Genomic DNA, 16,388 nt, shown 5'->3' on the forward strand with positions numbered 1-16,388 from the left:
TGTCAAATTAAAAACATTTAGTATATTTATAGCAATCACCGGAAAACCATAAATTTAGCCTTTTAAAACAGCACAGTGACAACCCCCATCCCCTTAAATATCACCAACGCCGACATCCTCAAAGCCGTTCAGGAAACGGAGCTATCCACTATACCGCCCCGGAGATTCTACACCAAGTACTACCTGGTGGTGGAGGGCAAAAAATACCCGCCCAAATACATCCTCTCCGGGGCCAATAAATACGCCAACGGACAGGAACTGGGCCTGGATGCGTTCACCACGCAGCAGGCGGTGGCCTACTTTAGCAAAATGGGTTTCCAGGTGGAAAAAAGGGAAGAAGTGCCCAGCTACTTTGGCGAGCTCAACCGCTTCCTGGAGCAGACAAAAACCGACGACCTCAAATACAGCAGCTATCAGAAAAGCTTTATCAACCTCAACGTAAGTGTAGGCTTCGGGCGGGCCAATAAGGCAAAAGTGCCCCGCATTGCATTTTTAAATGAAGCCAACAGTGTGCAGGAGCGCATTTACCCGGCCTATTTTTTCTATAAGGATCTCGGGTTGTTAATACTCGCCTATGGCGAACCGGATACCGGCAAGCCGCAAAACAACTGGAAGCTGCGGAATCCTACTACTATCACAAAATATTTTGCCGAACATCATTTGGGCAAGCCGACCAATTATGGCAGCTCCTATGTATATAAAGTCTACAACACCAACAATCCCTTAAACCGGGATGAAATAGAGGAAGACTTGCTGGATATTATTGATCTGTACAACGAAATGCAGGAGGATACCGATATGCCAACCACCCACACCACCACCGGGCAACAGGAGTTTCAACTCTCCGCTTTTTTAGAAGCGCTGAATACAACCGGTCTCAGCTTTAACCCGGCGCTGGTCACCCGGTTTGTGGGTGCGTTGCTGGCCAAGCCTTTTGTGATCCTTACCGGGCTTTCGGGTTCGGGTAAAACCCGGCTGGCACAGGCTTTTGTACAATGGATCTGTGAGGATGCAAAACAGTATTGCATCGTGCCGGTGGGGGCCGACTGGACGAACCGGGAACCGCTGTTGGGCTATCCCAATGCGTTGGATCAGCAGGAGTATATAAAACCAGACAATGGCGCGCTGGAGCTGCTCCTGTATGCGAACGCGCATGCCACTAAACCCTGTTTCCTCATCCTGGATGAAATGAACCTGAGCCATGTGGAGCGCTACTTTGCGGATTTCCTCAGCATCATGGAATCGCAGGAAGCCATTTCCTTACATGCAGGTGGTGCACAAAAAAAATCGGGTGTTCCGGCTGCCATCAAATGGCCGGCAAATTTATTTATCATTGGCACGGTGAATATTGATGAAACCACCAATATGTTCAGTCCCAAAGTGCTGGACCGCGCCAATACCATCGAGTTCCGGGTAACGGCGCCGGAGATGATGGCTTTTTTAAACACTGCGCATCCGCTCAACAAACAGGCGCTCAACGCTGCCGGGGCTTCCGGGGCGGAAAGCTTTCTGGCATTGGCCGGCGCAAAGGAAGGGCAGGCACAGGGGGCAGACCGCGCGTATATCAATCAAACCTTGATCAGCTTTTTTAAAGAGCTTAAAAAAACCGGTGCGGAATTTGGCTACCGTACGGCTACGGAAATCCTGCAGCTGCTGCACCAACTGGAGGTGATCGATCACAACCTTTCCTTAAATCAAAAGCTGGATATGGCCATTATGCAAAAGCTCCTGCCCAAGCTGCACGGATCGCGCCGCAAGCTAACGCCCGTGCTGAGTACTTTAGGTGCACTTTGTTTTAAGGGCAGCAATGTGGAAAAGGAGGTGTTTGAAACCGATGATTTTGATTATGAAACCGAACAGGTGCTCTTTCCCCTGTCGCTGGAAAAAATAACCCGGATGTACAAAGGCGCCATTGACAACGGGTTTGCAAGCTTTGCCGAAGCCTGATATGAAAACCCTGTCCTCCATAGAACTCCATTTGGATCAGGTAGCTCCCGGTCTGCGCCTGTACATCGATGCCCGCAAACCCGATACCCTGTTTGACGGGGAGGAGGACGCGGCCGAACATAACGAAGCGCGGTACCAGCTGATGGAGGGTTTTTTTTATGATTATGCGTTCAACCATCCCAATTACCAGTTGGGCGATGTGGGGGAGAACATCATCATCCCGCATAAAAGAAATACGCACACGGGTACGCTGGCGCCCAATATTTTTACCGGCACGCTCACCATTCCTATATTATACAATCACCAGCCGGAGCCGGTTACAAGCATCGAGCTGGAAGTACAATCCACCAAAACCAGCTACCGCAACGATTACCGGGATATGCTGGAGCTGATCACCGAAAAATGTACCGACCTGCTGTTGCAGTCCAACGCGCCGGCCGCGCATTATTTCGATATTGATTATACAAAAAACAGTCAGACCCTTTATCAAAAATTTGCCTTCATCAAATCGGTGATCGGTACGGACGAGTTTGCCGAGGCCATTCACCGCATTGTTACGGCACCCGTTACCCAATGGGCAGACGCGCCGGAACCGCGGGATGTGCGCCAGCTGCGCCGTCTCTCCAATGCGCATGTAAAGGAATTATTAAAAGGCGGTAGTCCGGCCATCCTCCCGGAGGCATTAAAAAAAGCCGGGTTCCACAGCCTGCCCCGGCGCATTGCGGCCACGCGCAAAACAGACGCGGTGGATACACCGGAGAACCGTTTTGTAAAACATGCGCTGGAAGTGTTCTTACAATTTTGTACGGAAGTGCACAATGCCGCCGCCCCGCAAAGCAAGCTGTATAAGGAATCACTCTTGCTCATCCGCACGCTGGAAGGTTTTTTGCACCACAGCCTCTTTGCAAAAATTGCCGCACCCACCACGCTCCGGCTCAACAGCCCCGTATTGCAGCGCAAGGAGGGCTACCGGGAGGTGCTGCGCACCTGGCTGTTGTTTGATGCAGCAGCGCGACTGGTATGGACGGGCGGCGATGATGTGTACCAGGGTGGTAAAAAAGATGTGGCCACGCTGTATGAGTACTGGCTGTTCTTTAAGCTGCTGTCGCTCTTTCAATCCCTGTTCCAATTAAACGCGGAGGATATCAGTCAGCTTATCGAAAAAACGGAAGACGGGCTTAACCTGCGGCTCAAACAGGGCCGGCATTATCCCGTAAAAGGGGTGTACGATGCGGGCAGCCGTAAGCTGTCCATCCGCTTTAGTTATAACCGTTCTTTTAGCGGCAGCAAACCCTACCCGGATGCCGGCAGCTGGACTATGCACATGCGGCCGGACTATACGCTTTCCTTTTGGCCCGCGGGCATTACCGAGGCGGAGGCCGAGCTGCAGGAGCTCATCGTGCACATACATTTTGATGCCAAGTATAAAATTGATCACCTCAATAAATTTTTAGAGCCTTCCTCCAACGCCGCGCTGGCGCAGGAAAAAAAGGACAACAGCAAGGGCATTTATAAAAATGCGGACCTGCTTAAAATGCATGCCTATAAGGATGCCATCCGGCGCACGGGCGGGGCCTATGTGCTGTACCCGGGGCATAAGGACCTTACCCGTAAGGGTTTTCATGAAATACTGCCCGGCCTGGGCGCCTTTCCCGTTCGGCCTTCCAAAACGGAGGATGGCACCGGCGCCTTAAAAGCCTTTATCCTCGCCATTATCGATCATTTTATCAACCGCAGTTCCCAGCGGGAAAAATGGGCCTACCATACCTTTGATGTATTTAAGCAAAAGCCGGGGGAAGACCATATACTCAACGAGCCCTTGCCGGAGCCCTATGGTGCCAACCGGGATCTGTTGCCGGACGATAGTTTTGTGCTCATCGGCTATTATAAATCGGCCGAACAGCTGGCCTGGATCCGGCAGCACCACCTGTACAATTTCAGGACCGGCAGCGGGGCAGGAGGCCTGGTGCTGGATGCGCCCACCGTAAGCGCCCGGTATTTATTATTGCATACCGCGGGGCAGCAACACTCCGGCGAGCTGTGGAAAATTGTAAGCAAGGGCCCGCAGATCTTTTCCCGGCAGGAGCTGCTGGACAAAAACTATCCTTCCCCCACGCAATCGCATTACCTCGTCATCCGCCTGGCGCCCGTGCCGGAGCCGGAGTTGCACCACCTGCAATGGCACTTTAAAAACCTGCCCAACTATACATCCGGCAGAGCCTCCGCGGTTCCCTTTACCGCCACCCTGGCGCAGTTCATGAAGGTGGTACAGGGCCGGGAGTAGCGCTATCGGCATCACAGTAGCGGGCCCTTTTTTTTGGGCGTGCCCCCAGCCCGCCGGCACACCAGACCCACACACGGCCGGGGTCGGGCTATTCGCTGCTACTCCGCCACAATACCCACCACACAAAGGCTTCAGCGGGGTATCCGCTGCTATCCCTCACGCGGGCATCCGTGCTATAAACCCGGTTTGCGTTTAAAGAAGAATGCCCAATATCCTCCCTATGTCATTTCGACCGAGCGTAACGTAGTGAAGCAAGCGGAGAAATCTTTACGGTTTAACAAAAGGCAATAATAAACCCTTCTGACGTCACTTACGCGAATGTGAAGTATGAACATAATGAACCGTTGTTCAACGAATATCTGAAGTTTTACGGTTTTCCGTAGAAATAGTCTTTTATAGATTTTACATTTGACAAAACGGCAATTTTTAATGAAAAGTAAACGAAAAGCATGTAAATTAGCTTCGCAACTGTTTAGCAAGCAGCCATTTGGAAAACAAATACTTATGTTGTGCTGGATAACTGCTTGGAAAGCTTAAAATATATTAGGGAGTGGTTTGAAAATGAACTATTTACAATGGAATAATGTAATTTCTGAATATTTTTTCAATTCTGCAAACGTAGGGAAATACATTCATTTGTACTTAACTAAGAATGATATTGTCAACATTGCAAGACGATATTTTACAGATGGAACAGAAGAAAAAATTTGGACGGATTTCATCACTTCTATAAAACGTGGAATTCCAGGATCAACCGGAAACATAATTGCAAAAGCAAAGTATGCCTACGACAAAAGAAATCTCGTAAAAATTGATTCTATAGAAATTAAGTATCCTCCCTATATTGCTTATCTTGTTTTTATTGTTCTTCCATTAATTGAAGGTGTTGAGAATACATACGGAACGAATAATTACTATGACAGATTGAACAGATTTCTCAGAAATAATCAAATAAATGAAATCATAGGTACTAACGATTTCCGCAATAACCAAATAAATTATCTATGGAGTGATTTAGGAAATTGGGCTAATTTCAAAAACAACGGAGATTTAGGATTATTTAAAGTTGTGCCATTTACAAATACCAATTGGATTTATGTTGGAAAAGTTTTCTCGCAATGCGTACTACCTCCAAAATTTTTAAACCGCCTACCAGAATTATTTGAATACATCGGCTTAGTTCCCGATACTTTTTACGAAGACCGTTTTTTACAAGAAAAAATAAAAAACAGCAGAACGGATTTAATTCCTAAAAGCACATTAGACTTTTTGAAAAAAGATGATGAGTTGTCTAATTCTATCATTCAAACCATACAACGCCAATATAGGAAATGGACAGGCGAAACACACGAAGAAATTGAAGAAGGAACAACGCTACGAAAGAAACGGAATTACATCGTCGCCCCTTTGTTCCTTCAATTCAAAGTAAATACCAATGACGAAGAAATTAAGTTTTCGTACAGAATGTATTCTTCTAACGATTATCCGGAAGATTTGAAATTCGATGACTACGGAAATTTGTACGAAATAAACGGTTGGTCAAAGACGCTTCCGCTTAATTTTAAAGAAGGACTTGAACTCAAAGACAACTTCAATAAATGGATTGCAAAATTTCCTGACCGTGATGTAAGACTATTTGTAAGTGCAGGAACACAGCAGTTAAGTAATGATTTTTGGATTGAAACAGATGTTCTTTCCAAAACAGACCGAATGTTTCTGTTATGCAAAAATGGAAAACAAAAAGCAATAGAAGATTGGGGAAAAACATTCAGTAGTGGAAATTTTAAAAAGGAAGATTTTGAAGGTTTGCCTGAAAATTATTCTTTGTTTTGGTTTCGAAATCCCACACAAGGCCTTTCAGAAATTTCGATTCTTACACTCTATACCGAAAAACGAATTGAATTAGTTGGCGGACTAAAAGTGAGTTTCAGAACTTACACAAATGACTTTTTGCCGGAAGTTGAAATTGTAAATTCAGACGGAAACGAAAAAGTTTATTTGCAATACAAAGGAACTGACGAAAAGATATTTCTTTCTAAAAAATCATCACTCAACAACCGTTGGTTATTGCCCGGAAAAACGGCAATAGATGCCGATTTTTATATAAAAGCTGAGAATGAAAATTTTGCGGGAAATGAACTTGCATACAATCTTGCTTCATCTGATAACACAGCGTTAAAAGTTGACGGTTCTAAATTGCCTAAACGAAATTCCTTTGGAAGAAATATTATAACTGATGCAGAGCAATATTGTTTAGGCAGCAACATTGTTAATCCTACGAAACCAAGTAAAAGAGTTTTTTGCCCTTTAAGTTGGATTTTTGCTTCAACAAATCAAGAAACCACAACAACGGTTTCAACCGCTGTATTTAATAACCATGGCGGAAATAACCTTTGTAATTTTCTTTCCTTGAAAGGCATGCTTACAACCGAAGAATTTTTTAAGGCTTTTGAATTTTACTTTTCAAAAGAGTTTTCAATTACAGAGAATATAAATCTTACCAAACTAAAACGAGCATCATTAAACTTTTATGATTTCATCGGAATACTTGACTACGACTATGAAACAAAGAACATTGTTTTAAATCCGCCTCAATTTATTTTTATACCAACAACACAAGGAAGAAAAGTTTTGCTGATTGGTGCAAGAGATACGGCATTGATACAAATAATCATTGAAAAAGCGCCAAGTCATAATTTGCAAGTTGAAATTACGAAACAATTTTCTTCCAATGAAAGATTGCTTTTGCCTGATGTAATAACCATAAAAGCATTTGGAACTTCAAGCGAAAATTACGGAGAAAGAAACTTAAAGGCGTTGGCAGACGAATTGCAGATAAAATTTTCAAATGATTACTTTCCTCAATTAGCACTTCAAGATTTTTCAGCAAACATTGCAGACTATGAAAGTACATTGCAAGAAACTAATGAAAACGATTATGGATGGGCAAGGTATGTTTTTAATCCTGATACTTTGAAATTCGAGAAAAGCGAAACTGCAAACTTTGATAAATCATTTTCATTACTTGAATACAAACTGAACGAATACACTTATCAGCACAAACTTTGGAAAGATAATAAATGCTACCAAGTTGATATGAATTGGGGAAGATTTGTAGCGTTAAAGCATTTCAATAAGAATGAAATTTTGTTTGATAATACAAGCCAAAAAGTCGCTATTCCTGTTGCAATGCCCTTGCCAAGGTTATTGTCAGAATCCATTATGTTGTTGAGCGGATTAGCACCAGATTTTAAAGAAATAAATGGCAAAAAATATAGAGTTTACGAAAATGTAATTGGCATTTTTACTCAAAATTTATTCAGATTAAAGTTAGGTCAAACAGCAATAAATACGATATTATGAAAGACCCAATCGGTTCATTTGAAAGCATAAAAGAAAATTTTATCCGCTATGTAAAAACAGCGTTCGGAACAAAGTTTGAAGGCGTTGAAAAAGAACGCTATGATTTATTAAATTACGACAAGGTTCTTTATCGCAAACCGTGGATTGAGCCTTTACCAGATTATGTTTCAAGTGGCAAAAAAATAAGCGATATAACGGCAGAAGATTTAGGAAATGCTTTAAGCGAAGCAGAAGCAAGCACTTTTAAAGGACTTGTAAACACAGGACTTGTTGGGGATTTTCCATTGCATTCGCATCAATCCGAAATGTTGAAACAAGCCTTACTCGGCAATAACTGTATCATTACTTCCGGCACTGGTTCGGGAAAAACAGAATCGTTTTTACTTCCATTGTTTGCTCAACTTTCAAAAGAACTTACTAATTGGCAAAAGCCAAATCAAAAATCAGCAAACATAAATACTTGGTGGCAAGAAGACGGTGGGCTTTCAGCAAGAGAAATTGTCAATAGTTCAAATTATACATTGAGCGATGCGGTAAGACAACGCAACCACGAAACAAGAAAAGCCGGAGTTAGAGCCTTAATTCTTTATCCGATGAACGCTTTGGTGGAAGACCAAATGAGCCGTTTACGCAAAGCGTTAGATTCTGACGATACAAGAGATTGGTTAAGTGAAAACGCAAACGGTAATGCAATTTATTTTGGACGGTATAACGGCAGTTCGCCTGTTGCCGGGGAACTGAAAAAAATAAAAGATGACGGCATATTAGCAATCAACACAAGAAAGGTAAATCAGCTTAAAGAGCAATTACAACAAATTGAAACCGACTCAACGCGTGTTGAACAATACATTCAACAAACAGGGAAATCAGGAAGTGACGCGAAAGATTTGAAATCATTTTTTCAACGCTTAGATGGTGCAGAAATGAGAAGCCGGTTTGATATGCAAGTTGCACCACCCGACATTATGATTACCAATTATTCAATGTTGAGCATAATGCTAATGCGGGATATTGACACGGGAATTTTTAATGAAACAAAGCAATGGTTAGAAGAAAACGAAAATAATATTTTTCACTTAATCATTGACGAATTACACTTGTACAGAGGAACACAAGGAACAGAGGTTGCGTATTTGCTCAAATTGGTGCTTAACCGTTTAGGATTACACCCACATCACCCACAATTACGCATTCTTGCTTCAAGTGCTTCATTAGAAGCAGGGGACGAAGCAAGCAAAAATTTTGTGTGTGATTTTTTTGGAGTAAGCCACGACCACTTTAACCAAAAATTCAAAATCATTGAAGGGAAAAATAATCCGATTACCGCATTTCCTGAAAGCGGAACAAAACTTCCAATCAAAGCTTTCAAGGAAATTGCAGAAAAATTTTCAGAAGTAAAAGGAAATATTGAAGACACGAGTTTCATTTCAACTTGTGAAAATGCAGCAACAGAACTTGCTGCGGCTTTTAGCATTGAACAAACCGAAAATGGAATCTCAAAATTATTTTCAGTAATTACTGATCCAAATTTCCAACTGAAAGAACGGTTATTTTCACCTTGTCAAGATTACAAAGCTGTTTGTTCAATTCAGGCAAATGGAGATGATATAAACGGAAAATATTTTGCTGAAACAATTTTTGAAACAACCGACAGTAAAGAAGATTTAGAAAACGCTTTGCGAGGTTTGTTGATTGCTAGAGCAATGTTAGATGGGCCGCAATTCAAATCTGTTGCAGACAAAATTCCTGACGATAGAAAATTGCCACGCTTTAGATTCCATTATTTTTTCAGAAACATTGAGGGTGTTTGGGCTTCTGTAAAAGCCGATGATGTTGACACGAATTACAGCGATAATGAACGGACAACCGGAAAACTTTATTCAACTACACGGATAAATTCAGAAAAAGGGAACCGTGTATTAGAATTACTTTATTGTGATAATTGTGGAACAACATTGTTTGGCGGCAGCCGGTTAGTAACAAGAAATGAATCAGGGAATAATTCTTTTGAAATGCTTCCAATTAGTCCAAACATTGAAGGTATTCCTGAAAAAACACCTGCAAAATTGGTTGAAAAAAGAAGCTATCAAGAATACGCTGTATTTTGGGTTTGTGGCAACCAACCATTTACACCACACGATGCGGGTGCAGGAATTTCTCAAAACTATTGGCGACAACCTACTGTAAATGGTTTTAACCAAGGCGACTTTGAAGCAAATTGGATTCCTGCATCACTCAACTGCATTTCGGGAGATATTGATAATTCTCACAATAAAGCAACCGATGCAGAAACATCAGCACATTGGATAAAAGGATATTATTTCATAATAACTAACAATTCTAATCGTGATATTGCTTTACCAGATGCGAGTGGAAACATTTCCACAATAGAAACACACAAAGCATTACCAAGTGTTTGTCCAAGTTGTGGAATAAATCATCAAAAAAGACAACAACGCTGGGATAAAAGCAAAACCTCTTCTATTCGTGGTTTCAGAACCGGTTTCGCTAAAACAACCCAAATGTTTGCAAAGGAATTGATGTATCAACTTCCGAGCAATGAAGCGGAAAGAAAATTAGTTGTATTTTCTGATAGCCGGGAAGATGCGGCACAAATAGCAAACGGAATTGAACGCAATCATTTTTCTGATTTAATGCGTGAAATTTTAGTGAATGAATTACATTCAAACTTAATGTTCCGTTTTCAAATTGTGAGTGCTTTTGACGATGGAAATACCGCAAGACAACAAGAATTAAAACAACAATCGCAAACAATTTTTGATGAAATTGAATTCTTGGTTGAAAATTCAGGTTATACAGGAACAAACGCAAATCGTGTAAGAGAGAAACAAGAAGCAATTTCAAAACTAAACGAGATCCGTTTGCTTACGCTCAACATAAGAAGTTTAGTTGATATTACAAATTCTGTAAATCTTGCACCACTTGTTAAGCACTTTGTTGAATTAGGGATAAATCCGGGTGGTAACGATATTTCTTTACAAACAAGATTATTGAACAGCAACTTTGTTCCTTGGTATGACCTTATTGATTTTACAAACTTCCAATGGGCAAACGGAGCAGACCAAACATATATCAACGATTTAAAAGAAGGTACTTTTAGTGAACTTGCTATAATGTTTTTCGGTTCGTTGTTTTATTCATTTGAATCTTCTGCATTGGGATATGTTTGTATAAATCCTGAAATACAAGTTATCACAGACCAAGCAAGAGCAGTTGCCTTAGCGAAAGATGATTTTCTACAAATCGTAAATTCTTCAATCCGGATTTTAGGCGACAAGTATAAACACAACAAAATTGAAGATGCCGATCCATTTAATTTTATTCAGTATAGTAATCTTCCCGAACAAGTAAAAAAATATATCAAAGCGGTTGCCGACAGATTTTCAAAGCAGGAAGCCCAAATTGGTGAAGCAGTTTTTAAAACACTTTCCGATAGCCGTTTAATAACCGGTGACAAAGGAATACAAATTGAAAATCTTTTTATCAAAGTTGCGCAAGCAACTGATAAAGTTTGGACAAGCCAAAGAGGAAGCAGGCCGCATTTGCATTTTAGTGGCGGCATTTGCACACATTCTGTTACAGCATTACAAACACCGCACAGCAAAATATGCGATGATATTTGGAAAGAAAATTATCTTTCGTACAATGCCATTAAACAACAACGTCCGCCAATCCGTTTGCATTGCGAAGAACTTACAGGGCAAACAGACGACCAATTTGAAAGGCAAAGACATTTCAGAAATATCATTTTGCCCGATGAAGGCAACAAACAAGTAAAAACGATTGACTTGTTAAGTGTAACAACAACGCTTGAAGTCGGAGTTGATATTGGGGCATTGCAAGCCGTGATGCTAGGAAATATGCCACCACAGCGTTTCAATTATCAACAAAGAGTTGGTCGTGCAGGTCGTAGAGGACAAGCCTATTCTGTGATTTTGACTTTTTGCAGAGGTAGAAGCCACGATGAATTTTACTTCGCAAATCCTCAAAAAATCACAGGCGATGCACCACCTACACCATTTTTGACAATGGGACAAGAACGTATTTTTAAACGCTTGCTTGCAAAAGAAATTTTACGCAGAGCATACGTTGAAAAACGTATTGATGTCACTTCTGACGAAAAGTCAAGTGTTCACGGAGAATTTGGTTCTATTGATAGTTGGAATTCTTATAAAATAGAAATTTCAGATTGGATAAACAATAACAGAACTGCTATTGGACAAGCAGTTGATGCCTTGCTGACAGAACAACTAAAAAACAAAAGAGATGAATTTATCAATTGGGTTGCAGACATCACAACTGCAAATGGTTTGATTGAAAAAGCACAAAGCATTATTAACAACGAAGAAATTGCGACAAATGATATTTCTGAAAAATTTGCCGAAGGCGGTATTTTGCCAATGTTCGGGATGCCAACCACAGTTAAAAACTTGTATCATGGGATTAACAGAAAACTTGAACCGCTTTCAATAGACAGAGCGCAAGCAATGGCAATTTATGAATTTGCACCGGGAGCGCAGAAGACAAAAGACAAGGCAATTCATCAAGTAATTGGTTTTACAAGTGATTTCATCAATACACGCAGAAATGGAGTTCAAATTGTAACCAATGTTGAAACCGGTAATCAACTTCCGTTTTCATTAAACCGTTGGTTTGTGCGTTGCAGGGCTTGCGGATTTTTTGAAACGTATTCGGAAACAGAAAAAACAGACAAGGAAACCCGAAACGAATTTGACACTTGCCCGAATTGTGGCGAAGATAATCCTGACAAGTATCAGCGACCTTTTATGCTAAAATCACCAAGAGCATACAGAACAAACCTTTCGGCGGGTAGCGATACAAAAGATGATTCAGAATTTTTACTTTCTCGTCCGCCAATTTTCGCGGAAAAAACCGGTACAGCAAATACAGAAATAAAAATCAATGCTTCAATTTCTATCTCTGATAATGATGTTACTTGGCGTGTAAACACAAATTCTGATAGATTTTTTACAGGAAAACTTTACAATACAAACAACAAATTCCCTTTCAATCAAAACGGATTTTGGTTTAATAATCAATGGTTGTTGAATGATTTTTCAGGCAATACAAATGACAGCAACGGACATTCAATGTTTGTTCAACAAAACGCAACAAGTACAGAAGAGCAAATTGCATTAGCAAGCAATAAAAACACCGAGATATTCAGAATTGCACCGTCAACTGTTCCTTTGGAACTTGACTTGAATATGTTTTTTAGTGAAACCGATTTACCACACGTTAAAGCACAAAGTAACGGAGTACGTTCGGGATATTATTCAGCAGCGTTTTTACTGCAACGGATTTTAGCTGACAAACTTGACGTTGACCCAACGGAGATTGAAATTGCTGATATTTCAATGAAAATACTTGAAGACGGAACTAATAGGAGGATTGCGGAAATTATTTTGACTGATGAATTGCCAAATGGTTCTGGTTTTGTGAGATTTTTGTACGACAATTTCACAAACCTGCTTTCAGAAGCAATAAATCCAAGTACCGCAAATAGCTATTTAGGGAAAATTCATTCGCAAACTCACCAAGAAAAATGTGATGATGCGTGTTACGATTGCCTGAAGGTGTTCCGGAATATGAATTATCACAGCTTGCTTGATTGGCGTTTGGGCTTATCAATGCTTCGCGTAATGAGTGATTCAACTTTTGTTTGTGGCGCTGACGGAAATTTCAACTTTGTTGAAGTGCAAAATTGGCTTGATTTTGCAACAGAATTGAGAAATGGCTTTTCTCAAAGTTTTGGGTTCTCAAATGCAGCAGAAATAAATGGTTTGCCAATTATCAAGTGGGGAAGAAATCAACGAAATGTAATAATGATTGTTCACCCTTTTTGGAATATGAGAAATTTCACGGAGGCAAATTGGTTGGCTGAAATCTATAATGAAATCAAAGAACATACTGAAAGTAATGGAGGAAAAATTAGCATAATAGACACATTCAACTTGCATCGCAGGCCGGGTTGGTGTTACGAAAGATTAATAACAAGATGATAAATAAAATTGGAGATATAAATTTCAAGGAAATCAAACGGATTTCGCCAGGCCAATTTTATTCAATGAAAAATTGTGCTTACAAATCGTTGTTGGCAGAAGCGTTTGACAAAAAGCCGCTACTTCCTCTTTCGGCAAGCGCCTATTTTGGAACAGTACTGCACAACATGCTTGAACTGATGGTAAAAGGAATTGTAGAAAGCGAAGATGATTTTAATGCTGAATTTGAAAAACAAATAAAAACACTTGAAGATGATTTGCAAAATAAAGGTTTTGGCTTTTTCGTTCCACTAAAAATAAAGTTGAAGAATTTTGGATTAAAGAAAATTCAATTAAAAAAACATTTACGAAGCAAACCTGAAAAACCGATAATTTCAAGCGATGTAAGATTTGATTCTGAAAAATGGTTTGAATCACAAGATAAATTGATTGGCGGAAAAGTTGATTTGATAATTGAAAATGGAAACAATATTGAAATTATTGACTTTAAAACCGGAGCAATTGCACAAGATTGTTTAGATGATGAAGGCGCAATTCTTTCTGATGTTAAAAATGAATACAAGGAACAACTCAAGCTTTACGCTTACTTATATTTTGAGAACACAAAAAAATTTCCAACAAGTTTAAGTTTGGTCGACTTAGCAAAGCAAAAGTTTTCTGTTGAGTTTTCAGAAGAAGAATGTAAAGCAATTTTTGACGAGGCAAAAAATCTATTAAAAACAACGAATGATTGCGTAAATACAAAATCATTTTCAGCAATTCCTGAAGAAGAAAATTGCAGGTATTGCTTGTACAGACCAGCTTGTTCTTTCTTTCAGGAAAAACTCGAAACAGATTTTACTTATAATGATGTCGCAGGCAAAATTAATGATGTCAGAAAATTTCAGAATGGAAACGTAAGTGTGTTTTTACAAAATGGGGAACAGCGTTTGACCATAAAAAATTTCTCTGGTGAAAAATTTGACGCACTTAATAATGTCAAAAATAAAAGAATCAGTATTTACAATTTACGAAAAGAGGCAATAGATTTTGTATACGCAGCTACCAGTACAACAGTGATTTATGAACAAGATAATACCATTTGAATTATTAAAAAATGCAGATTTGATAAAAGGAGCAACTTATAAAGGTGGCGCAGCTCCTAATTTATCAAGTGAGCCCATATCCAAGCTCTTACCAGTAGGGAATCAAGCTGGCATTCGCTTTTCGGGCACTGCTGCTACCCCCGAATTGGTAGTACTTTATACCACATTGAAAGACAAAGACTGGCCTGATGAGGTAATAGATAATAAACTAATTTATTTTGGAGATAATAAGTCTCCCGGGAAAGAAATACACGATTTGCCCGGTAACCAGGCATTAAGATCCATATTTAACAATTTTTATTTAAAAGGAGAATATCCACTTATTTTGCTGTTTTCCAAGGGTAATGAAGGGTTTGACCGGGTATTCCAAGGTGTATTAGCTCCTGGTTATGATGGATTGAATGAGATGGAAGATTTAGTAGCAGTTTGGAAAACAAGAGGAGGTATACGCTTTCAAAATTATAAAGCAGTATTTACAATACTGCCTATTGAGGTTTTAAATAGAAAAAATATAGAATCAGTAAAGCATGCCAAATAAGTTACAGTTACATAATCTGCCGGTTCTTTCATTTTTTTCTGGTGGTGGCTTCCTGGATATGGGATTTACTGCTGCTGGGTTTAATATTCTGTGGACGAATGAAATTGATAAGCAATTTTCTGTTTTTTACCGTGAAGGCATAACTGCTTGGAAGCAAAAAAGAGGCCTTTTGAAAAGGGAAGAGGAATGTGCAATAAGTAATCAAAATTCAATAAAAGACATTCAAAATAATACTATCCTTGAAGAAGCTTTCAAAGAAAAACCGCACCATTTTGGAATAATTGGAGGGCCGCCATGCCAGGATTTTAGTATTAATGGTAATTTGAACGGTTTTCAAGGTGATAGAGGCTCGCTGACAGATGCATACCTTTATAAAATCCTGGAACTGCAACCGTCCTTTTTTATTATGGAAAATGTAACCGGGTTAATAAAGGTTAAAAAGAATGCCAAACATTTTTTTGAGCTTCTTGACGTGATGAAGGATGATTTTTTGATAGACTGGAAAGTATTAAATAGCCTGGAATTTGGTGTACCTCAATCGCGCGAACGGATTTTTGTTGTAGGTATAAATAAAAGTAAATTCAACGTAAGTGAATTTGAGCATACAAGCGATTGGTTTCCTTTTGAAAAATATGCGGGCCATGCTGGTGCCCAAACGGGCTACAAATGGCCAGAAGCTAATACCTTTGGTATTACACCTGTACAGCCTTCTGGTATTCCGGTGGGGTTGTGTGTTGAATCTTGTTTGGTCAGCGAGGATAAGGAAGGAGTGATTGCAAATGCAAATGAATATTTTAAATTGCACGGAGATAAACGCCACCTTAGATCAATTAAGGAAGGGGAGACGAACCGGCCATCTTTTAAACGCCTGCATAGATTCAAATACAGTCCTACAGCTTGCTATGGTAATAATGAAGTGCACCTGCACCCCTATCAACACCGTAGACTATCTGTTAGAGAAACATTGAGGATTCAAGGAGTTGACGATTCGTATGTAATTACTACTCCAGGCTATTTATCAAAAAAGTTTAAAATGATAGGAAATGGAGTTCCTGTGCCTATGGCTGAAGCATTAGGAAAATCAGTATGGGATTTTATGAAAAAGCTAGCTTTAAAATAAGATTTCG

At 40.1% G+C, this 16,388-nt stretch carries 7 protein-coding genes; all 7 read left to right on the forward strand.

The genetic code is table 11. From position 1 onward, the window contains the following. Positions 1-75: 75 nt before the first annotated feature. The 7 genes from BLS44_RS02435 (at position 76) to BLS44_RS02465 (ending at position 16,381) form a co-directional block, all read left to right on the forward strand. Positions 76-1,947 (forward strand): AAA family ATPase, encoded by a 1,872-nt coding sequence (locus BLS44_RS02435; protein WP_090388409.1) that lies wholly within the window; start codon positions 76-78, stop codon positions 1,945-1,947. A gap of 1 nt (position 1,948) precedes the next feature. Beyond that, positions 1,949-4,231, forward strand: coding sequence for a DUF2357 domain-containing protein (locus BLS44_RS02440; RefSeq protein WP_090388410.1), 2,283 nt, complete (start codon positions 1,949-1,951; stop codon positions 4,229-4,231). Positions 4,232-4,792: 561 nt separating this feature from the next. Then, a complete protein-coding gene (locus tag BLS44_RS02445) occupies positions 4,793-7,594 on the forward strand; it encodes a hypothetical protein (RefSeq protein ID WP_090388411.1) in 2,802 nt (933 codons plus the stop codon). Then, positions 7,591-13,638 carry a DEAD/DEAH box helicase gene (locus BLS44_RS02450; RefSeq protein ID WP_090388412.1) on the forward strand — a complete coding sequence of 2,016 codons (6,048 nt, stop codon included), beginning with the start codon at positions 7,591-7,593 and terminating at the stop codon, positions 13,636-13,638. Before BLS44_RS02445 ends, BLS44_RS02450 begins: the two co-directional genes overlap by 4 nt. Further along, positions 13,635-14,723 carry a PD-(D/E)XK nuclease family protein gene (locus tag BLS44_RS02455; RefSeq protein ID WP_090388413.1) on the forward strand — a complete coding sequence of 363 codons (1,089 nt, stop codon included), beginning with the start codon at positions 13,635-13,637 and terminating at the stop codon, positions 14,721-14,723. The genes BLS44_RS02450 and BLS44_RS02455 overlap by 4 nt, the downstream gene beginning before the upstream one ends. Further along, complete coding sequence (locus BLS44_RS02460; RefSeq protein WP_090388414.1) at positions 14,701-15,261, forward strand: hypothetical protein; 561 nt, start codon at positions 14,701-14,703, stop codon at positions 15,259-15,261. The genes BLS44_RS02455 and BLS44_RS02460 overlap by 23 nt, the downstream gene beginning before the upstream one ends. After that, a complete protein-coding gene (locus BLS44_RS02465) occupies positions 15,251-16,381 on the forward strand; it encodes a DNA cytosine methyltransferase (protein WP_090388415.1) in 1,131 nt (376 codons plus the stop codon). The genes BLS44_RS02460 and BLS44_RS02465 overlap by 11 nt, the downstream gene beginning before the upstream one ends. Positions 16,382-16,388 lie beyond the last annotated feature (7 nt).

It is taken from the genome of Niabella drilacis (assembly GCF_900101395.1).
GTDB classification, from domain to species: Bacteria; Bacteroidota; Bacteroidia; order Chitinophagales; family Chitinophagaceae; genus Niabella; species Niabella drilacis.